Below are 20,138 nucleotides of genomic sequence, written 5' to 3'. Positions count from 1 at the left end.
TGCCTGTTGTTCCATCACGCTAGCCATACCGCTAAGTTCATACAATCTAGACCGCTCTGTCTTTAAAATTCATACCCCACTACCTGGCACTTTGCAGCGAATGAAAATAGTGGACTTGCCGGGCCAGTCAAAAATGAGTTGAATGAAGGGCTGATATACCAACCTCCCCCAACGGAAAAGAGAGCTTGTATGACTTCCCCTTTGCGCGTCGCCGTCATCGGCGCAGGTCCAGCTGGCATTTACGCCTCCGACATCCTGGTAAAGAAGCTGGGCGGCAACGTCGCAATTGACCTAATTGAGCAGATGCCCGCCCCCTTCGGCCTCATCCGCTACGGCGTAGCCCCGGACCACCCGCGCATCAAGGGCATTATCAACTCCCTGCACCGCGTGCTTGAAACCCCGCAGATCCGCCTGCTGTCCAACATCCACATCGGCCGCGACCTGACCGTGGAGCAGCTCCAGGAGCACTACGACGCCATCATCTTCGCCACCGGTGCCGTGGGCGACCGCACCATGGACATCCCCGGCGCAGATCTAGAAGGCGTTCACGGCGCCGGCGAGTTTGTGGGCTTCTACGACGGCAACCCCCGCTTCGAGCGCAACTGGGATCTCTCCGCCCGCGAGGTCGCCGTGGTGGGCGTGGGCAACGTGGGCCTAGACGTCGCTCGCATTCTGGCCAAGACCGGCGACGAACTCAAGGTCACCGAAATCCCGGATAATGTCTACGAGTCTCTGGCCAAGAGCCAAGCCGAAACCGTGCGCGTCTTCGGCCGCCGCGGCCCCGCCCAAGCCAAGTTCACCCCGCTGGAGCTCAAGGAGCTGGACCACTCTGACACCATCAACGTGGTGGTTGACCCGGAGGACATCGACTACGACGAGGCCTCCTTGGAAGCCCGCGCCGCCTCCAAGTCCCAAGACCAGGTCTGCCAGATTCTGGAGCAGTACGCCATCCGCGAGCCCAAGGACGCCCCGCACACTCTGCAAATCCATCTCTTCGAGCAGCCAGTGGAGATTCTGGGCGAAAACGGCAAGGTCACGGGCATCAAGACGGAGCGCACGGAGCTGACCGGCGACGGCAGTGTTCGCGGCACTGGCAAGTTCACCGAGTGGCCCGTCCAGGCCGTCTACCTTGCGGTGGGCTACCGTTCCGATGCCGTCGAGGGCGTGCCCTTCAACGCCGCCAAGGACGTTATCAACAACGACGGCGGCCACGTTGTCGGCCTGGATGGCGAGATTGTTCCGGGCCTCTACGCCACGGGCTGGATTAAGCGAGGCCCCGTGGGCCTGATTGGCAACACCAAGTCGGATGCGACGGAGACCATCGGCATGCTGGTGGAGGACTACGAGGCTGGCAAGCTGACCCACTCCACCGATGCGGACATCACTGAGTTGTTGGAGGCCAAAGGCCACGAGTACCTGACCTGGGAGAGCTGGAAGAACCTCGATGCCGCTGAGCGCGCCCTAGGCGAGGCCGAGGGCCGTGAGCGCAAGAAGTACGTTGAATGGGAGGAAATGGTCACCCACTCCCGCGGCCAGGCCTAAACCAACCAGGCTCCAATCAACCAGGCCCAGTCTGCCGATGCCCCCTCCCCCACCCGCTAGCGCCTTTCTTCGTGGCCCATCCAGCCCCGCCGCCGCTGGGCTAGGGCACCGCTAGCGCAAACCCCACAGGCAGCCTAGGCACCGCCGAGGCTAAGCGTCGCTAGTGCGAAGGCACGAGCCGGAGCTAAGCTGCGACGCGGCTAGACGTCGCCGAGGCTAGGCCCGGATGATCCCCAGAATCTCGGCGACGAGTTCGTCCACCTCGGCCTTGGTGGGGGCCTCGACGTTGAGACGCAACAGCGGCTCTGTATTGGAAGCCCGCACGTTAAACCAGGCCTTGGTTCCCGCGAGCTGTACAGTGACACCGTCGAGTTCGTCCACAGACTCGGTGCGCTGGGCAAAGGCGTCGAGCACCGCCTGGGTGGTGGCTTGCTGGTCAGCAACGGTGGAGTTGATTTCCCCGGATGCCTCATAGCGGGAGTACTGGGCCATCAGTTTGCTCAGCGGCTGGTCAGACTCACCCAGCGCGGCCAAGACGTGCATGGCAGCCAACATGCCGGAATCTGCATTCCAGAATTCCTGGAAGTAGTAGTGAGCGGAGTGCTCGCCACCGAAGACAGCGTTTTCTGCAGCCATCTGCGCCTTGATAAAGGAGTGGCCCACGCGGGTGCGCACCGGCTTGCCACCGTTTTCTGCAATCAACTCCGGAACCGTTTTGGAGGTAATCAAGTTGTGGATGACGGTCGCACCCGGGAACTTCTCCAGGTAACGCTGCGCCACCAGTGCACAAATGGCGGAAGGCGAAACCGGCTGGCCCAGCTCATCTACCACAAAGCAGCGGTCCGCGTCCCCGTCAAACGCCAGGCCAATATCAGCCCCTTGCTCCACGGTGAACTTCTGCAAGTCCACCAGGTTCTTCGGGTCCAGCGGGTTGGCCTCATGGTTGGGGAAGGTGCCATCGAGCTCGAAGTACAGCTCCCGCACATCGAAGGGCAACCCCGCAAAGACGGCGGGGACGGTGTGGCCACCCATGCCATTGGCGGCATCGACAGACACAGTCAGCGGGCGCGAGTCCTCCAGCAGCACCAAGGAACGCAAGAACTTGGCGTAATCTTCCAGCACGTCGCGCTGGGCAACACTGCCCTGCGCGCCATCCCACTCCGGCACGCCCGCGACCAGCATGTCTTTAATGGCGTCCAGGCCCGTGGCCTGACCTACCGGCACCGCCCCCGCGCGACACAGCTTGATGCCGTTGTACTTCGCCGGATTGTGAGAAGCGGTAAACATGGCGCCTGCGCACCCCAGCTGGCCGGCGGCAAAATAGAGCTCATCGGTAGAAGCCAGGCCCACCATAATCACGTCCAGGCCCTGCGAGTTCACGCCTTCTGCAAAGGCCTGCGACAACTCCGGCGAAGACGGGCGCATGTCGTAGCCTACGGCCACGGTGGACTCGCCTTCGCCGCGCAGAATGTGCGCAAACGCGGCGCCGGTATCCCGCACAAACGCCGCGTCAATATCTTCGCCAACTACACCACGAACGTCATAGGCCTTAATTACAGCATCCAGCTGTTCACGAGTACGCATGGCTATTAAGCCTAGCAAGGTCGCAGCCGCGTCTAATCTTGCGGATCCTCGCCATGAGCGCTTGCCTCATCTGGCACCACCGACAGGTGGGAACGCCGCGCCGCCCGCACGTCGGCCACCCGCCGCATACGAAACACCGGGTGGTTAGAGTTCTGCGGGTCCGCCCCATCGAAGGTGGGGCTGTATTCGATGGGATCCCCGTCAGCGCCCAGATTCTCCGTCACGCGCTCCCCTGCGCCCACCAGCTCGGCCAGGCCCAGCAGGTCATCGTCATCTTCGTCGAGTTCAATGTGATCCACGCGCACCATCTCCCAGCCGTGCGGAGCGGTAATCCGCGACGAGTGATGTTCACACAAGTCCCAGCTATGCGGGTCCTTCTCCTGTGCCAAGGGGCCGACCACTGCGGTTTGTTCCGCATACGCGTAGGTCAGCGTGGCTACAGCCGGGCGGCGGCAGCCGGGGCGGGAGCATTGCCGTTGATCAGTCACGCTGCTAGAGTCTAGCCCTTCTGTCCTGGCCCGCGGGTCAAGTACTTCGCGCGGCGCGGCGTGGTGTAGCCCCGCCGGGCGCGTCCCGGTCTTAAGATTGCATGCATGACTCACATCCGCCCCGCCCGCAATCGCCACGGCCGGGGCGCGCGCGGTCCCCTAGTGGCACCGCAGACTCCCCGTTACCGCTCCCGGGCGCAGCTTTTTGATGCCGCCGTCCTCGAAGCCTACGCCCCCATCCACAATGCTTTCATCAACGAGCTCGCTGGCTTAGACGTGGCCGTAGATACCGTCCCGCGCATGCGTCTGCGCGCAGATATGACTGTGCTTCCCGATGAAATCGTGGCCGACGGACCCGTCCCCCTCGGCCGCCTGCTGCCCGCCGGCGTGGACGCCCAGGGACAGCCCACCCGCGCCCGCATGGTGCTCTTTCGCATGCCTATTGAGCAGCGCTGCGTGACCCACACTGAGCGCGCCGAGCTCATCAGCACCGTGTTAATTGCCCTGGTTGCGGTCTACCTCAACGTTGAGCCCCAAACGATAGACTCCCGCTTTGACTGGTAGACAAGGACCGCGCCTAGACTTTCACCTACTCCGCAGGGCCGTCAGCTTTCGAGTTCCTCGCACGGCTTTCAGGATTGAATAGCTCAACCATCCGCGGCTGGAAAAACATTGCCCCATAACCCGCGACGAATAAGACCGTTCCAACTACCGCAGGAACGGCAATTCCAGCCACTGCAAATGCCACAGAAATCACAAGGATTGCCCAGCATATCCACCTTAAATCGCGCTGCTGATTGAGCGCGAGTGTTGATGATGCACGAATAGAGTCTGCGGTAGCGCGCGCAACTTCTGCATTAGCCCGAGTGACGTCATTGGCTGCATCAACCGCATCTTGAGCCATCCGGATTATATCCCTCGAAATGCCGGGAACTGAGCGCTCGTATCGCTCCATTTCCCGCGCAGACGGGATCGGACCCGAATGCATCTCTGCAGATATTTGACGCAGCTCGCCGAGGAACTGACGAGCCTCGTCTGTATCCATCAACTCTCCTTCAATTGCCCAGTCGGGCCTTAGGTTAGCTGATTGATCGCCTTCCTCATCTCGTGTCCCACTTGCCCCCAGGCTTCGTTGAGAATCTGCTCCGGGCGTACTATTTCCGCCTCGTAGATTACCCTTCCCCGAGTGGAACGGGCGATTACTTTCCGCTTCTTTTGAGCGATCGGATGCTTCAAAGTCATCAGACATCACGCTTTCCTTTAAATACTCCAGATGTCCCAATGGCACGAAGGCCATATCTGAAGCTTCATCCTACCCGCTTCCCGCGGTGCCTGAGGGCGAAGTCCTCCCAAACGATAGACTCCCGCTTTGACTGGTAGGCAGGTTTAGCCGATTTGACGCTTGAGGCGGCGGCGCTCACGGTCGGAAAGACCGCCCCAGATCCCGAAGCGCTCATCATGCTCCAGGGCATACTCCAGGCACTCATCACGCACGGCGCAGGCCTGGCAAATTCGCTTCGCTTCGCGGGTAGAGCCGCCTTTTTCCGGGAAAAAGGCCTCCGGATCGGTCTGCGCACAGAGTGCCTGATCTTGCCACTCTTGCTCTACTGCCCCAAAGAGCTCATCCAGGGACAAGGCCGCGGAACCCCCGCCACGGAGATTGGCGTTATTAGCCATGTCGTCCACGCCTGTTGTCCTTTCTCCGTAGTTACACTTGACTCGCGGGGCCGCGCCCCGTCTTACACACAAGAGATTTAACCGGCGCTACTAAATATCGTCAAGCTCCAGGCGGATCTTTTTTAGCCGCAACCCACAATTGCCTGCTCGTTTTTCACACCAGTCACATCTGCACCGATAAAACCGCCCAGGGGGTAAACGACGGGGGTACTAGATATAGTGGTGCCGCGGTGAGCAGTTCACAAGGAGGGAGCGTGGCGGCATCGGCAAGCTAGGCGTCGGAGCTAAAACGAATGCCAGCGTCCGGGATGTTGACCCCAGGGAAGACGCGCATGCCGGACTGCAGCTCACAACGCGCGCCGATGGTCGCACCCTCGCCCACCACACAGTTCTCAATGTGGGCGTTGGCACCGATGTGCGCGCCAGAGGCAATGATGGAGTTGCTAATCACCGCGCCCGGCTCGATGGTCACACCATCAAAAATGACCGTGCCATCAATGCGGCAGCCAGCACCAATCTCCGTGCCGCGGCCCACCGATGTGCCAGAAAGCAGCAGCACTCCGCCAGCAACGCCAGCCGAAGGATCCACAATGGACTCCCCCGTGCGGCCAGTGAGCAACGGCGAGGGCGCAATCCCGCGCACAATATCCGAAGAGCCGCGCACAAAGTCCTCCGGCCGGCCCATGTCGCGCCAATACGAGTTATCCACATGGCCAAAAATGCGCGCGCCATCCTCCAGCAGACGCGGGAAGGTCTCGCGCTCCACAGACACCACCCGGTTTTCTGGAATAGTGGCGATGACCTCGCGCTTAAACACATAGCAACCGGCGTTGATCTGATTGGTGGGCGGGTCCTCGACCTTCTCCAAGAAAGCGCTGACACGGCCATCGCCGTCGGTGGGCACACAACCAAAAGCCCGCGGGTCCGCCACATTCAGCAAGTGCATGGTCACGTCGGCGTCCTTGGCTGCGTGGGCGTCCAAAATGCCGCCCAGGTCCATGCCGGAGAGCACATCGCCGTTAAAGACCATGGCGGTGTCGAAGCGCAGCTTGTCATAGACGTTGCGGATCCCGCCGCCGGTGCCCAGCGCGGTTTCTTCCACCACGTACTCGATCTCCAGGCCCAGGTCTGCGCCGTCGCCAAAGTACTCCTCAAAGACCTCTGCCTTGAAAGACGTAGACAGCACCACGTGGGTGATGCCAGCGGCTTGAATGCGGGCCAGCAGATGCTGCAGGAACGGCGCATTAGCCGTAGGCAGCATGGGCTTAGGTGTGCCGATGGTCAGCGGCCGCAGCCGAGTGCCGCGACCACCGACGAGGATAACGGCATCAGCCTGACGCTGGTCCTGGCGGGCAGAGACAACCATAAACCTGACATTCCTTTATCTGTAGCCGGTTGCGAACGTGAAAATCTTAGCCCCTTTGCGCCCGCCACACGGTGACGTACGCGCGCGCGTGCAGCCCAATTTTTAGCAGACCCCGCAGCGGTGCCTGCCACCAGTGCGGGTGCCGGTCCGCCTGGAAGCGGTACGCAGAGTCATGGTGTGCCCGCAACATCGCGCCCGCGTGTGCCCGGGTGGAATGGCCCTTGGCGTGCGTGATCACGGCCTGCGGGCAAAAGCGGTTGCGCCACCCGGCGCGGGTGAGCCTATCGCCCAGGTCGACGTCTTCCATGTACATGAAATAGCGCTCATCAAAACCGCCAATACCCCGAAAAGCCTCCCACCGCAGCAACACGCAAGACCCCGACAACCAACCGGTGTCGCGCTGGCGGGAAAGGTCTTGATCATTGCGGTAGGCCCGCGACCATGGGTTTGCAGGCCAGATGCCGCCGAGCAGAGCATGGCCGATGCCCGTTCCCAGCGTGGGCACCGCCCGCGCCGAAGGGTATGCGCTGCCGTCAGGTTCCACAATCTGCGGGCCCACCGCCCCGGCTTGCGGGTTCTCCTGCGCGCAGGCGATGAGCTGGTCCAGGCTGCCCGGACTGAACTCCACGTCGGGATTTACTATGAGGAGGTAGTCCCCGCGCACTTCGCCAGCCTGTACCCGCTCCCAAAGCCGGGCCGCCCCGGCATTCATCCCACCGCCGTAGCCCAGGTTGCCGCCGGTGTCTAGAAACTCCACGTCCGGGTAGCGGGCGGCGGCAGCCTGCGGAACGCCGTCGCGGGATCCATTATCCGCCAGCACCACATAGCTACCAGTGGCACAAGCGGCAGGCAGCGTGCCCAAGAAGCGCTCTAAGTACTCGCCGGGCGAATACGTCACGGTCACCACACCGAGCGGCAGGTTTGTCGGTGGGGTCGGTTCCGTCGCGGCAGCAGGGTTATTCACAGGGGCCATAGCCTACACAGCGTACACAGCAGCACTCCTCCAGACGGGCATCCCTGGCCGCGCCGCTGCGAGGCGGTGCGCGTCATGGGCGCACCCGTCATGGGCACGCCCGTCATGCGCACGCCCCGTCATGGGCACGCCCGTCATGCGCGCGCCCCGTCCGCGCGCGGCATCAACGTGTGTGCCTGCTAATGTGCATGCCCTTAATGTGTGCGCCTTTATGTTGCCCCATGGCTGCATTAAAGTGAATACATCTATCTGGAAGGAAGCAGACACCGTGCCCAACTCCCCACACCAGCGCCGTCCGCGCACCTCGGAGCCCGCAGCTGAGCAGGATTTTCCGCGCACCCGCCGCGTGCGGGACATCCAACCGGCCCCAACAAAGGCCAGGTCCCTGCGACAGTCTGGCCCGACGCCGCTGAAGGTGGCCCTGGCGGTCGCCTCCATCTTGGTGCTGTTGGTCTCTGGTACGGGCTACGCGTTCGTCGGCAGGCTTGGCGGGGAGCTGGGCTCTGTGGACAACCTCACGCTGGGCACGGGTGGGGCTGACAAGGGCGAGTCTGCCGATGGCGCCCTGGACATCCTCCTCGTCGGCTCCGACTCCCGCACGGACGCCCAGGGCAACACTCTCTCGCGCGAGGAGCTAGACGCCCTGCACGCCGGCGTGGACGACGGGGAGCACAACACGGACACCATCATGGTTATCCGCATTCCCAACGATGGCTCCCGCGCCAGCGCCGTGTCCATCCCGCGCGATACCTACGTCCATGACTCTGAGCACGGGAACATGAAAATCAACGGGGTCTTCTCCGCGCATGAGACCGCAAAAATTACCCAGCTCACGGAGGAAAACGAGGCGGCCGTCGCCCGCGGCGAGTCCCCGGTGCACACGGACAAAGACATCGCTGAGGCCGGCACTGCCGCCGGGCGCGCGGCCCTGCTCAACCAGGTGCGCGAGCTGTCCGGGGTGGACATTGACCACTACGCCGAGGTGGGCTTGCTGGGCTTTGTGTTGCTTACCGATGCCGTCGGGGGCGTCAACGTCTGCCTCAATGAGGCCGTGGATGATGAGATGTCCGGCGCCCGCTTCCCAGCCGGCGAGCAAACTCTCAACGGCGCCCAGGGCCTGGCCTTTGTCCGCCAACGCTACGGGCTGCCGCGCGGGGACTTGGACCGCATTGTTCGCCAGCAGTCCTACATGGCTTCCCTGGTGGCACAGGTACTCAACTCCGGCACGCTAACCAACCCCTCCAAGCTGTCGAAAATTTCCCGCGCCATTGAGCGCTCCGTGGTTTTTGACTCGGATTGGGACATCATGAGCATCGCCCAGCAGCTCTCCGGCCTGGCCGGCGGCAACGTCACCTTCAACACCATCCCGGTGACCTCCATTGATGGGGTGGGCGATTATGGCGAGTCCATCGTCACCATCGACCCCGAGGAGGTCCACCGCTTCTTCGAGGATCTGGCCAAGTCCCAGGAGCAGGTCGACGAAGAGCATGTCGGCGAAGGGCAGTCCGCCCCTGCCGGTTCCGCCCCGGAGCTTGACGGGGTGACTCTGCACGTGCTCAACGCGGGCGATACCCCGGGCCTGGCGGCGGGCATCGGCGCGTGGCTCACTGCCCAGGGCTACACCGTGGACCGCACCGCCAATGCCGAGGCTGGCGTGTACGCACAGTCGCAGGTGGTGGCGGCATCGGCAGACAATGCTCAGGCCCAGGCCCTGGCTGAGGCCTTGGGCGGGCTGCCCGTCACCGCCAACCCGAGCCTGGAGGAGGGCACCATCATCGTCGTGGCTGCCGCTGACTACGCAGGTCCCGCCGACCAAGACTCCGCCGACGCCGCCGAGTCTGCCGATGCCCCCGTGGGCACCCCAGGCGGTGACTTCGGCGCCGCAGAAGTCTCCCCTGAAATCGACGCCGGCGGCGACAGCCCGCGCTGCGTGAACTAGCCGCCGGACGTGTGGGCCGCGGGGTGCGCGTGACCCCGCCGCCGAACATGAGCGCCGCGCTGTGTGAGCATCCCGCTGGACGTGTGGGCCGCGGGGTGCGCGTGACCCTGCCAGGCGGCGGGTGCGCTGAGCCGCAAGGCGCAATCGATAACGTCGCTATGATGGGCGGGCATGGATATGCTTCGCCACTTGCTTGCTGCTGACTCCGCCTGCCCGCGTCTGACGGTGTATTCCGAGGGCTCGGGCGCGCGGATGGATTTTTCTGCGCAAACCATGGAGAACTGGGTGGCGAAGATTGCCAATTTCTTCGAAGAGGAACTGGACTTAACCGCCGGGGACCGCATTGCGATTGCACTGGAGCCGGGGTGGCCGGGCGCGATGGTTGCTTTGGGCGCGATTGCCACAGGCATCGAATGGCAGCTGTGCGGGGTGGATTCCCTCCCTACGGGCGCGCAAGCACTGTTTGTCGCGGCGGCGGATATTCCAGCCGTGCGCGACTACCCGGCAGACTTGGTGGCCGTGACTGATGATCCTTTTGGCCGCGGCGTAGTAGAAACCGGCGGCGAGCTTGAGGCAGGGGTGGTGGACTTTGGGCCCACCGTGCGCTTCTATGGGGACCACTATGCGGGCCAGACTCCCCAACTGACGCAGGTGCTGGAGCAGTGGCCGGGTGTGCCGCCCACGAGCGATCGGCTGTTATCCACAGGTTGGAGCGACAACGCTTCCTTTGCAGCGGCGGTGCTTGCACCCCTGGCTGGTGGGGGCTCGGCGGTAGTGGTCAGCGGGCTGGCCAGCAGCGAACGCCTGGATGACATCGCGGCCAACGAGAAAGTCACCGCCCGCGCCTGACCGCCCCGCACGGCAGGTTGCCGGGCGCGGGGGCAGAGGCTGCCGACAGAACTAGGCGGAAAGCTCAAAGAGTGCCTGGCCCAGGAGCAGTGCGGCAGCGCTGAGCGCGACAGTGGTAACAATCCGGTTGAGGATAATCGTATTGACGTAAGGGTTGAGGCGTCTGGCAATGAGCAACCCCACAACCACCAGCGGCAAATAAGCTGCCGCAGCGGTGAGCTGCAGCGCAGTCACGTGGCCGCTGCTGACCAAAATGCTCAAGGAAACCACGCAGCCGACTACGAACGTCGCGGACATCGTCCCGCGGATGGTGGCAGGCGGCAGACGTTTGAGGATGAGCGCCATCGGCGGGCCGCCAATCGACGTCGCAGTGCCCAGAAACCCGGAGGCCACCCCAGCAATCACGGTGTTGGCGGGGGTGCGGCGTGGGGACCAGCCCAGGCCAGAAAGCGACATGGCTATGAGCACCGCGCATGCGATAACCACCTGTAGCCCCGGCTCGGAAAGGTGCGCCAGCGCCCAGGCGGCGGCAAGCGATCCCGGGATGCGCGCCACGGTGGAAATGCCCACCACCGGCCAGTCCACTCCGGCCCGGCCGGTGCGTGCCAGCGTGGACGTCAAGGTGGTGGTGGCGATAATAAACGCCAGGCACAAAATGACCGTGGGCAATAGCTCGGGCTTAACCAGGGCGATAATCGGGGTGGCGATGGTACCTAGGCCAAACCCGATGGTCCCTTGCACCGTTGCGCCGCAGAGAATCAATAAGCCGATGAGGATATAGGTGAGCACCCGCATAGCCTAACAAGGCACCCACCACGGCACGCCTGCGCGGCTGGGCGCGGGGGCTAAGCGGTCTGCGCGGCGGGCCGCAGGGCATCGGCAAAGCGAAGCGGGGCGGGCGCTAAGCGGTCTGCGCGGCTGGCCGCAGGGGCATCGGAAAGCAAAGCGGGACGGGGGCTAAGCGGTCTGCGCGGCCGACGGTAGAGACTTCGAAAGGTTGCGGGAGCAGGAACTACGAATGGTGATTCGCCAAATGCAGATCTGTGACGTAGGCTACCTGATTAACTAATCGCCATTCGTATTCAGGAAAGGTTCCACCATGACCGATATTCACATTGTCTCTGCGGCTCGTTTGCCCATCGGTAAGTTCGGCGGCTCGCTGTCGCACCTGAGCCTGGAGGAGCTGGGCACCACCGCCGCCGCAGCAGCCATCGAGCGCTCCGGTATCCCCGCCGAAGACATCGACTCCTCCGTCGCCGCCAACGTCATCCCCGTGCACCCCAGCGACCTCTACATCTCCCGCAAAGTGGCCATGGGCGTGGGCATGAAGCACTCCTCCATTGCGTTTAACGTCAACCGCCTCTGCGGCTCCGGCATCCAGGCCATTGTCTCCGCCACCCAGCAGCTCCAAGCCGGCGATGCCACCATCGCCCTGGCCACCGGCGTCGAGTCCATGTCCCAGGCCCCCTACTCCGTCGAAGGCGCCCGCTTTGGCAAGCGCATGGGCGAAGGCAAGCTCTACGACTGGCTCACAGGCACCCTGGCGTGCCCCTTCGGCACCGGCCACATGGGCATTACCGCCGAAAACGTTGCCGCCGACCACGGCATTGACCGCCAGCGCCAAGACGAGTTCTCCGCCACCTCCCAGCAGCGCGCAGCCGCAGCCGCCGCAGCGGGCGTCCACGTGGAAGAAATCGTGCCGGTAGAAACCAAGCGTGGCACCTTCGCCCACGACGAGCACGTCCGCGAGACCGACGCCGCCGCCCTAAGCGAACTTAAGCCCGTCTTCCAGCGCGACGGCACCGTCACCGCCGGCAATTCTTCCGGCATCAACGACGGCGCCGCCGCAGTCGTGCTGACCACCGCCGCACAAGTCGCCGAGCGCGGCCTAGACTCCCTGGGCCGCGTGGTCAGCTGGGGTATCGCCGGCGTGGACCCCACCCGCATGGGAATCGGCCCCATCGAAGCAGTGCCCAAGGCACTGGCCGCAGCCGGGCTCAGCCTGGACGACATCGACCGCATCGAATCCAATGAGGCCTTCGCCGCCCAAGCCCTGGCCGTCCAAGACGCCCTGGGGTTTGACCCGGCCATCACCAACGTCGACGGCGGCGCCATCGCCCACGGCCACCCGGTGGGCGCCACCGGCATCATCTTGACCACCAAGCTGCTCTACGCCCTGCGCCGGGAGAACCTGCGCTACGGCCTGGTCACCATGTGTATCGGCGGCGGCCAGGGCATTGCCCTGATTGTGGAAAACACTCACGCCAAGGAGGCCTAACATGACCATCACCAACGTCGCCGTCATCGGGGCAGGGTCGATGGGGGCGGGCATTGCGGCGCTGGCGGCATCGGCAGGCTTAGATGTCATCCTCTTCGATGTCACCCGCGCCGGCGCCCAACGCGGCATAGACTTGCAGGTCAAGCGCAAGGGCTTCTACCACCCCAGCCACGTGGCTAACATCCGCGCCGCCTCCACGGAAGACGACCTGGAGCTCCTGGCGGACCGCGACTGGGTGGTCGAGGCCATCTTCGAGGACCTCGATGCCAAGCACACCCTGTATGCCAAGGTTGCGCCGCACTTGGCCCCACACGCCATTTTGAGCTCCAATACCTCTACCCTGCCGCTGGCGCGCCTGCGCGAGGGCGTGGCCGCGCCGGAGCGTTTTGCCATCACGCACTTCTTCAACCCGCCCAAGGTCATGCGCCTGGTGGAACTGGTGGCCCCGCACGCCCCCACCGAGCGCGCCCTGCGCGAGTGCCTGGAGCAAACCCTGGGCAAGGTGGCGCTGGCCTGCCGCGACACCCCCGGCTTTATTGCCAACCGCGTTGGCTGCTACTGGATGGCCGCAGGGGTGGCCGCCGCGCGCCGCCACCAGGTCAGCATTGAGCTTGCCGATGCCGCCGCCTCCCGCCCCTTCGGCATCCCCCGCACCGGTGTCTTCGGCTTACTGGATTACATCGGACTGCAGCTCGTTGAGCACGTGTGGGGCAGCTTGGAGGCGGCACTGCCCGAAGGCGACCGCCTTTTTGAGGTCCCGCTGGGTGGCGATGAGTTCATCGCCGGGCTAGTTTCGCGCGGCCTGACCGGACGTACCGGTGAGGGCGGTTTCTACCGCGGCCGGGACGAGACCGTGACGCAGGACTATTCGTATCGCCCGCGAGAGAACGTCTCTGTGCCGCAGGATGCCCGCGAGCTGATGGACTCCGACACCCCCGAAGGCCGCTTTGCCCGGGAGCTGTTTTTGTCCACCCTGCGCTATTGCTGCGAGGTCACCGAGGAGATCGCGGACCATGTGGGCCTTATCGACGCCGGTCTGCGCCTGGGCTTCGGCTGGAAGAAGGGCATTTTTGAGCTTGCCGATACCCTGGGCCGCCCCTGGTTGCTCTCCGCCTACGCTTCCACCGCTGAGGGAGCCCCCGCTTTGTTGGAGGCTGCCGATGACGGCTTCTACCCCCGCCCCGGCTATGCGGTAGACCACCGCGGCCAGCCCGTAGAAATTGCCCGGCCCGCCGGGGCGGTGACGCTGGCGGGACTGCTCGACGCCGGCGCAGAAACCCTGCTAGAGACCGACTCCGGCGCACTGCACGCAGTCGACGTCGATGGGGTACGCGTGGGCATTATCGACTTGCACACTCCACTAAATTCCCTGCCCACCCCGGCGTTGGCCTTCATGCGCCAGGTACTGGATGCGGTGAGGGACGGGGGCATCGGCAAGCTAGAAGCCCTGGTGATAGGCAACGACGAAGCTCGCGCCTTTTGTGCCGGGGCGCACCTGCCCACCATTGCTGCGGCGGCGCGTTCCGGCGATGCAGACGCTGTCCACCAGCTGATCCACGATGGTTCTGCGACGCTGCGCGCTGTGCGCCGCGCCCCAGTTCCGGTAGTCGGTGCCGTGCGGGGCGCGGCATTGGGCGGCGGCTGCGAACTTGCGCTCAGCTGCGATCGGCTCGTAGTGCACGCCGATGCCGCACTCGGCTTCCCCGAGCGCCACGTGGGCCTCTTCCCTGGCTGGACCGGAACAGTGTCCTACCTGGAACGAGTACTGTCTGCAGGCGGAAGCCACCAAGATGCCTTCGATGTCATTGCTGGCGCCTCACCCGCAGCCAATGCTTTCCACGCCCGCGATCTCCACCTGCTGCGCGCAGAAGATGAGATCTGCTTTTCCACGGATCATGTTCTAGGCACAGCGTTGTCTGTCGCGGCGGAGCTGGCTCGTGCTGGATACACCGCCCCTGCCGATCCGGTTCTTCCCTTGCACAGCGGTCCCGCACTGGACGCCGCCTGGCCAGTCGATGGCGCCACCGCCACCGATGCCGCCATCGTGGCCCAGCTAGCCCGCGTCTACACCGCGGCCGATGACGATCCCGCACAGCTCGACTTTGACCAGCTCTGCGAGCGCGAGGTGGACCTGGACGTGCCCACGCTGCTCATCCCCGCTTGCGTCGAGCGCGCCGAGCACATGGCCGCCACCCGCCGCCCCCTGGGCAACTAACCCCTCCAAGCGCTGCGCCGCTTCCTCCGCCCCGGTTCCCACCTGGTTCCGGGGCGCTTCTCTGTCTGCCCCCTCCCCACTCACCGCCGTCCCGCAGTGTTGCGCTGCTGTGTCGCTACGCTGCTGCGTTCGTGCCGCCTGGTCACCCTGCCCGCACGTCTAGCCCCTCCGGCTGCCTGTTTTCGGCTGCCGTGGGGCTGGGGTGTTGCGCTGCGCTTGCGGCGCTGCCTGCCGCGTTGCGCTGCGCCGGACTTGAGCACTGCGCTGTGCTGCTTGCCGCGTCGCGCTTGCCGCGCTGCCGGCGCTGCGGGCGCGGGGTTAGTTGGTGGGGCTGGTCGGCACCGGGACACCACCACCAGGTGACTGCCAAGCCACCTGCCCACCAACCCTTACCATCCGGCCGCGGTGGATGGGCACTCCTCCCGGAGGGTGGTCTTCATTGGCACCATTATGATGCGGGCATAACACCGTCAGATTCCTGATGTTGGTTTCCCCACCGTCAGCCCACGACGTAATGTGGTGAATCTGGCACTTATCAAACGGCACGTGACAGTCCAACCACGCACACTCCGGGCTCTCCGCGGCAAGCAGGAGGCGCTGCTTGTCGGTAGCAAAGCGCTCCATACGGTAGACATCCACCGGACCGTGCACCCGGCTTAGGATTGCTACAAACCCGTGCTTGAGCAAGATGCGCTCAGCTAGTTCTTTACCGGTCATCCGTGCCCCGTTGTTCGCCCGAACAATAATGTCGCCCGCAGACCCCACACCGCCTGCGTTAGCACCGCTAGTGTTGGCATTGCCTTCGTTGGCGCTGCTTGCGCTGGCACTGGTGCGGGTGTTGCCCGTGGGGTTGGCGCCTGCAGGGTCTGCACCGGCGGGGTTGGCTGCGCTGGCACCGGCAGCTTGATCACCGGTACCGGTGTGGTTGCAGTCGTTAACGGCGAGCAGTTTGGCGAAGGTGTCTAGCTGCAGGGTGATCATGGGGATGTAGTTCAACCGCCCGGCTCCACCTTCACCGCGTACTAGGTTAAGGAAGCTTTCTGCCGGGGCGGATTGGTCGATGGCATCGTAGACATCGGTCAGGTCCACATCGCGTGCGGTAATGGACATGGTGGCTGTGCCGTTGGCGTAGCGGCGTATAGAGACTTTTTCTACTGGGGTGTCATCTTTTGGGTTCCATTCCCGGCGTAGTTTACGCGCCACAGTCGTGAATTGGCCTGCGGGTGTGGCGCATAGGTGTTGGCGCATCCTCCATTGTTGGGTGGTCTTAGTCTTGGTGACTTCGCGTTCTATTTCTTGCATGGCGATAAGCCCGTGTCCGTGGCGCTGTGCCCCTTTAACAGCACTCCTTTGCCGCCGGGAAGGCTGGCCGGGCCCGCAGTACAGCCGGTAGAGGCGCGCCAGGAACTCTGCGGTATCTGGTGCAACGCCTAAGCCCACCAGGTCTGTGGTGGTGGCATGCTCTAGCTGTGGCAGTGCGTCGATGACGCTGCCTAGCAGGGCGGCGATGTTGATCTCTTTCATGGCTTTGACGCTAAGGCGATAGCGCAACCCTGCGCAAGGGGAATTTTGGGAAAACCCGAAATCTGTGGATAACTTGTCCCCACCCGTGGCAGAAATGGGGAGTTATCCACAGGCCGACTGCACATGCGGTTGCCGCCGCGTGAGATGTCAGAGTATTATGTCGCGCGCACGCGGGAAAGGGCTGCGTGTCGAGTCATGAGAAGCAAGAGCGGAGCGTGGCGCAGGTCGGACTGCGGCGCGCACTCGGGAAGAGTCCGCAAAATAGCTTGTGCGGCCAGGAGTGGACTGCGGCTCACAGACCGAAAAAGGGAGCGCCCGATTGGGGGGCGACGGCATCACACGGCAGAATGCTGCGGGGGTGCGGGAGAAGCGTCAGCGGACTGTTGGGCGACACAGAAGAGCACGCACGGGCCACAGCGAGACAGTGACCAGTGCGTGCGGGAAGCCCGCCGGGGGCTGGGGCGGGCGGGAGGAGGCATCGGAAAGCTACTTGTAAGCGCTAAAACCGGTGAGTTTCTTGCCGATGATCAAGGACTGGACGGTATCGGTGCCTTCGTAGGTGTGCATGGCCTCGACATCCGCGAAGTGGCGCGCGATGTCGTTTTCCAGCAAAATACCCACGCCGCCAAGCATGTCGCGGCAATCGGAGGCAATGCGGCGGGCAGCGCGCGTGTTGTGCAGCTTGGCCATGGAGGCTTGCTCGGGCGCCATGGTGCCATCGGCCTCACGCTGGGAGACTTCGCGGCAGATGAGCATCATCTGCGCCAGCTCCAGGGACATGTTGGACAGGCGCTGCTGGATAATCTGCGTGCGCGCCAGCTCGCGGCCAAACTGCTCGCGCTCCAATACGTAGTCGCGCGCCTTTTCAAAACACGCTACCGCCGAACCCAACGCCATCCACGCCACCCCCACGCGCGTGGCGGTAAGAACGCGGGCTACGTCTTTGAAACTTTGCGCACCCGGCAGCTGGTTTTCTACCGGCACGCGGCAGTCCTGCAGCTTAATGTGGGTCTGGTGAATGGAACGCAACGACAGCTTGCCGGTGATGACTTCTGCGGAATACCCCGGGGTGTCTTGCGGCACGATGAACCCGGAGACCTCCCCGTTTTCCAGGCGCGCGAAGACCTGCGTCATGCCGCCGGTGGCGCCGTTGCCGATCCACTTCTTTTCCCCGTTGAGCACAAAGTGGTCGCCATCGCGCACCGCGGTGGTTTCCAGGCCGATGGAGTCAGAGCCATGCGCGGGCTCCGTCAGCGCAAACGCGCCCAGCAGCTCGCAGGATGCCAGCGGCTCCAGGTAGGTCTTCTTGTGTTCTTCGCTGCCCAGCATGGCGATGCTGCGCAGGGCCAGCCCGGCCTGGACGGCAATGACGGTGCCCATGGAGGCATCGGCACGCGTGACCTCCATGAGCACCAGGCCCGCGCCGATGGGGCTGAGCTGCTCGTGGCCGGGCACGGCCACGCCGTCCGTCATCAGGTCGCGCTGGCCCAGCTCGCGCACGATGTCCAGGGGGTAGTGGGCGTTTTGCCAGTGCTCGTTGATGTCCCCGACGCATTCGGCGCCGAACTTGGCGGCGCGGGCCCAGGCGGCGGCATCGGCGGCAGAGATGCCATCAAAAACACCCAAAAAGTCCGTGGTAGGGGCAAAAAGATTGTGCGACATGAGTTCCTCCGTGTAAAAATACGAATAGGTATTAGTTTGACATTGTGACCGCACTCTCATCCGCTGTCAAGCCGTTCACCACCCCACACGCAAAAATCCTTTAGAAAGGCACCCCCATTGGCTAACCAGAAGCGCCGCGACCAGATCGCGAACGCCGCCCTGATCCTCTTCGACGCCCGCGGCTACCACGCCACCAGCATGGAGGACATCGCCAAGGCCGTGGGCATGCGCGCCTCCAGCCTGTACAACCATTTCCGCTCTAAGCAGGAGTTACTGGCGGAGGTGGCGATTAATGCCATGGAGGAGCTGCTGCGCTTTAACGCCACCGCGATTGCCGGGATTGACAATCCGGTGGATAAGCTCGCCGCCGCCATGCGCTCGCATGTGATTTTCCACACAACCCATGCGCGGGCGGCGCGCGTTATCAACACCGAGATTGGCTCCCTGGAGGAGCCCCACCATTCCGTGGTTATCGAGCTGCGCCGCGACTACGTCTCCCGCTGGATGAAGATTGTCCACGACGGCATGGCCACCGGCGTATTCCAGGCCAACGACGTCAAGATTTCCTGCTGGGCGCTCATTGACATGGGCATCGGCGTGTCCAAGTGGTACGCCGACGACGGCCAGTACTCCCCCGAGGAGCTCGGCAACATGTATGCCGGCTTTGCCCTGCAGCAATTGCTTGCCGATGCCCCCGCAGAGGCCAGCTAGATGTCTTCTGCTTCGTTGTGCGTAGTGGGTTCCATTAACGCAGATCTCATGGTTTCGGTGGCTCGCCACCCGCAGCCAGGCGAGACTGTGCTGGGCAGTGGTGGCGCGGTGCTCGCTGGAGGTAAGGGCGCCAATCAGGCGGTGGCCGCGGCCCTGCAAGGTGCGCACGTGACGTTTGTGGGCGCGGTTGGTGATGACGCCTACGCCGCTGCGGCCTTGGAGCACTTGAAAGCCACCGGGGTGGACCTGCAGGCGGTTGCCCGCCGCGCTGATACTTCCACTGGTTTGGCTGTCATTACGGTGGCTGCTGATGGCGAGAACTCCATTGTGGTAGTCCCCGGCGCGAATGCCGCGGTGGATGCGGAGTATGTGAGCTCACAGGCGGCCACGATTGAGGCCGCCGATATTGTTTTGCTTCAGGGCGAGATTCCGGCTGATGGTTTTCGCCGCGCCGTGGAGATTGCCCGCGCCGCAGGCGCACGCGTGGTGGTTAATCTGGCGCCGGTGATTCCGGTTGATCGCACTGCGCTCCTGGCTGCGGATCCGCTGCTAGCCAATGAGCATGAGGCTGGCCTTATCCTGGAGCAATTGGGTCACCCGCCCGACCCCGAGGCCACGCCACAACAGCTTGCCCAGGCACTACTTGATGCCGGTTGTGCCTCTGTGCTGCTTACCTTGGGCGCCCAGGGTGCTGTGCTTGCCGATGCCGCCGGGCTTACTCCCATCCCGACGCGGGTTGCTGCCGTGGATACTACCGGCGCTGGCGATGCCTTTGCCGGTGCCTTTGTCGCCAGCCTCCTCGCTGAGCCCTTCACTGACCCCTTCGCTGAAGCCGAACAGGAACCCGGCGATGGCCCACCCCTCGCTGGCCCGGCTGTTCATCATCGCGATCGTCACCGCGATGGTGCAGACATGGTGGCCGCAGCCCACCACGCGGCTCGCGTCGCTGCCTACGCTACGCTATCTCCCGGTGCGCAACCGTCCTACCCGCGCGCAGGCGATGAATTGCCTGAGCTTGAGGACTAGCTGTCCAGACTAAAGACCCCTAACGGCTTACCCGCTCCCCGGCCCGGCCATGCCGAAGGCCCCGCCTCCTCAGCTCAAGGAAGCGGGGCCTGCTGCTCAGGTGCACGCGGCGTTTAGGCGTGCACGCGGTGCATCAGGGTTTCGTCATCGGTACCGGGGGCGTTGCCTAGCTCGCCGGTGGTGTTGTCATCGCTGCGGGCAAGTAGCACGGCGGAGAGGCCAAGGCCGCCCCAGACGACCACGATGAACAGGACCAGTAGAAAGAGTGCACTGGTGGACATGGTGTTTCTCCTTAGGGTGTGGG

General features: G+C 63.9%; 18 protein-coding genes. 8 read left to right on the top strand and 10 right to left on the bottom strand.

Features of this window, described 5'->3' with window-relative positions; genetic code table 11:
* The first annotated feature begins 189 nt into the window (after nucleotides 1-189).
* Nucleotides 190-1,542, top strand: coding sequence for an FAD-dependent oxidoreductase (locus tag G7Y31_RS02935; RefSeq protein ID WP_165008488.1), 1,353 nt, complete (start codon nucleotides 190-192; stop codon nucleotides 1,540-1,542).
* A gap of 216 nt (nucleotides 1,543-1,758) precedes the next feature.
* On the opposite strand, the gene G7Y31_RS02930 is transcribed toward G7Y31_RS02935, so the two are convergent.
* Entirely contained in the window at nucleotides 1,759-3,126 is a 1,368-nt protein-coding gene (locus G7Y31_RS02930; protein WP_165008486.1) for a phosphomannomutase/phosphoglucomutase, read from the bottom strand.
* Nucleotides 3,127-3,158: 32 nt separating this feature from the next.
* Nucleotides 3,159-3,614 (bottom strand): DUF3499 domain-containing protein, encoded by a 456-nt coding sequence (locus tag G7Y31_RS02925; protein ID WP_165008484.1) that lies wholly within the window; start codon nucleotides 3,612-3,614, stop codon nucleotides 3,159-3,161.
* Nucleotides 3,615-3,719: 105 nt separating this feature from the next.
* Here G7Y31_RS02925 and G7Y31_RS02920 point away from each other — a divergent pair, with 105 nt between their 5' ends.
* Nucleotides 3,720-4,178, top strand: a complete 459-nt coding sequence (locus G7Y31_RS02920; protein ID WP_165008482.1) for a metallopeptidase family protein — start codon at nucleotides 3,720-3,722, stop codon at nucleotides 4,176-4,178.
* A 25-nt stretch (nucleotides 4,179-4,203) separates the two neighbouring features.
* On the opposite strand, the gene G7Y31_RS02915 is transcribed toward G7Y31_RS02920, so the two are convergent.
* From G7Y31_RS02915 to G7Y31_RS02900, 4 genes are all read right to left on the bottom strand, one after another.
* Nucleotides 4,204-4,863 carry a syntaxin family protein gene (locus G7Y31_RS02915; protein ID WP_165008480.1) on the bottom strand — a complete coding sequence of 220 codons (660 nt, stop codon included), beginning with the start codon at nucleotides 4,861-4,863 and terminating at the stop codon, nucleotides 4,204-4,206.
* A gap of 137 nt (nucleotides 4,864-5,000) precedes the next feature.
* Nucleotides 5,001-5,300, bottom strand: coding sequence for a WhiB family transcriptional regulator (locus G7Y31_RS02910; protein WP_165008478.1), 300 nt, complete (start codon nucleotides 5,298-5,300; stop codon nucleotides 5,001-5,003).
* Between the two features lie 262 nt (nucleotides 5,301-5,562).
* Nucleotides 5,563-6,657 (bottom strand): mannose-1-phosphate guanylyltransferase, encoded by a 1,095-nt coding sequence (gene manB / locus G7Y31_RS02905; RefSeq protein ID WP_165008476.1) that lies wholly within the window; start codon nucleotides 6,655-6,657, stop codon nucleotides 5,563-5,565.
* Between the two features lie 46 nt (nucleotides 6,658-6,703).
* Nucleotides 6,704-7,621, bottom strand: coding sequence for a glycosyltransferase family 2 protein (locus tag G7Y31_RS02900; protein WP_235923156.1), 918 nt, complete (start codon nucleotides 7,619-7,621; stop codon nucleotides 6,704-6,706).
* A 364-nt stretch (nucleotides 7,622-7,985) separates the two neighbouring features.
* Here G7Y31_RS02900 and G7Y31_RS02895 point away from each other — a divergent pair, with 364 nt between their 5' ends.
* Together G7Y31_RS02895 and G7Y31_RS02890 are read left to right on the top strand one after the other, a co-directional pair.
* The gene (locus G7Y31_RS02895) at nucleotides 7,986-9,569 is read left to right on the top strand and encodes an LCP family protein (RefSeq protein ID WP_244977459.1); all 1,584 of its coding nucleotides are present in this window, start codon (nucleotides 7,986-7,988) and stop codon (nucleotides 9,567-9,569) included.
* 171 nt (nucleotides 9,570-9,740) lie between these two features.
* Complete coding sequence (locus tag G7Y31_RS02890; protein ID WP_165008472.1) at nucleotides 9,741-10,418, top strand: TIGR03089 family protein; 678 nt, start codon at nucleotides 9,741-9,743, stop codon at nucleotides 10,416-10,418.
* Between the two features lie 51 nt (nucleotides 10,419-10,469).
* Here G7Y31_RS02890 and G7Y31_RS02885 read toward each other — a convergent pair whose 3' ends face one another.
* Nucleotides 10,470-11,207, bottom strand: coding sequence for a sulfite exporter TauE/SafE family protein (locus tag G7Y31_RS02885; RefSeq protein ID WP_413227984.1), 738 nt, complete (start codon nucleotides 11,205-11,207; stop codon nucleotides 10,470-10,472).
* A gap of 310 nt (nucleotides 11,208-11,517) precedes the next feature.
* On the opposite strand from G7Y31_RS02885, the gene G7Y31_RS02880 reads away from it, so the two are divergent.
* Nucleotides 11,518-12,696 carry an acetyl-CoA C-acyltransferase gene (locus tag G7Y31_RS02880; RefSeq protein WP_165008468.1) on the top strand — a complete coding sequence of 393 codons (1,179 nt, stop codon included), beginning with the start codon at nucleotides 11,518-11,520 and terminating at the stop codon, nucleotides 12,694-12,696.
* Between the two features lies 1 nt (nucleotide 12,697).
* A complete protein-coding gene (locus tag G7Y31_RS02875; protein WP_165008466.1) occupies nucleotides 12,698-14,911 on the top strand; it encodes a 3-hydroxyacyl-CoA dehydrogenase/enoyl-CoA hydratase family protein in 2,214 nt (737 codons plus the stop codon).
* 318 nt (nucleotides 14,912-15,229) lie between these two features.
* Here G7Y31_RS02875 and G7Y31_RS02870 read toward each other — a convergent pair whose 3' ends face one another.
* Both G7Y31_RS02870 and G7Y31_RS02865 read right to left on the bottom strand, forming a co-directional pair.
* Nucleotides 15,230-16,435 (bottom strand): HNH endonuclease signature motif containing protein, encoded by a 1,206-nt coding sequence (locus G7Y31_RS02870; protein WP_244977428.1) that lies wholly within the window; start codon nucleotides 16,433-16,435, stop codon nucleotides 15,230-15,232.
* Between the two features lie 486 nt (nucleotides 16,436-16,921).
* Nucleotides 16,922-18,097: an acyl-CoA dehydrogenase family protein gene (locus G7Y31_RS02865; RefSeq protein ID WP_165008464.1), complete on the bottom strand. Its 1,176-nt coding sequence runs from the start codon at nucleotides 18,095-18,097 to the stop codon at nucleotides 16,922-16,924.
* 117 nt (nucleotides 18,098-18,214) lie between these two features.
* Here G7Y31_RS02865 and G7Y31_RS02860 point away from each other — a divergent pair, with 117 nt between their 5' ends.
* Nucleotides 18,215-18,808 carry a TetR/AcrR family transcriptional regulator gene (locus G7Y31_RS02860; RefSeq protein ID WP_165008462.1) on the top strand — a complete coding sequence of 198 codons (594 nt, stop codon included), beginning with the start codon at nucleotides 18,215-18,217 and terminating at the stop codon, nucleotides 18,806-18,808.
* On the top strand, nucleotides 18,809-19,834 hold the full coding sequence (locus G7Y31_RS02855) for a ribokinase (RefSeq protein WP_165008461.1): 1,026 nt from the start codon (nucleotides 18,809-18,811) through the stop codon (nucleotides 19,832-19,834).
* 113 nt (nucleotides 19,835-19,947) lie between these two features.
* Here G7Y31_RS02855 and metS read toward each other — a convergent pair whose 3' ends face one another.
* Nucleotides 19,948-20,115, bottom strand: coding sequence for a methionine/alanine import NSS transporter subunit MetS (gene metS / locus G7Y31_RS02850; protein ID WP_165008459.1), 168 nt, complete (start codon nucleotides 20,113-20,115; stop codon nucleotides 19,948-19,950).
* Between the last annotated feature and the right edge of the window lie 23 nt (nucleotides 20,116-20,138).

The organism is Corynebacterium lizhenjunii, from assembly GCF_011038655.2.
Classification (GTDB): domain Bacteria; phylum Actinomycetota; class Actinomycetes; order Mycobacteriales; family Mycobacteriaceae; genus Corynebacterium; species Corynebacterium lizhenjunii.
The sequence above is the reverse complement of the archived record's forward strand: the minus strand, read 5'-3'. Positions and strand labels throughout refer to the sequence as shown.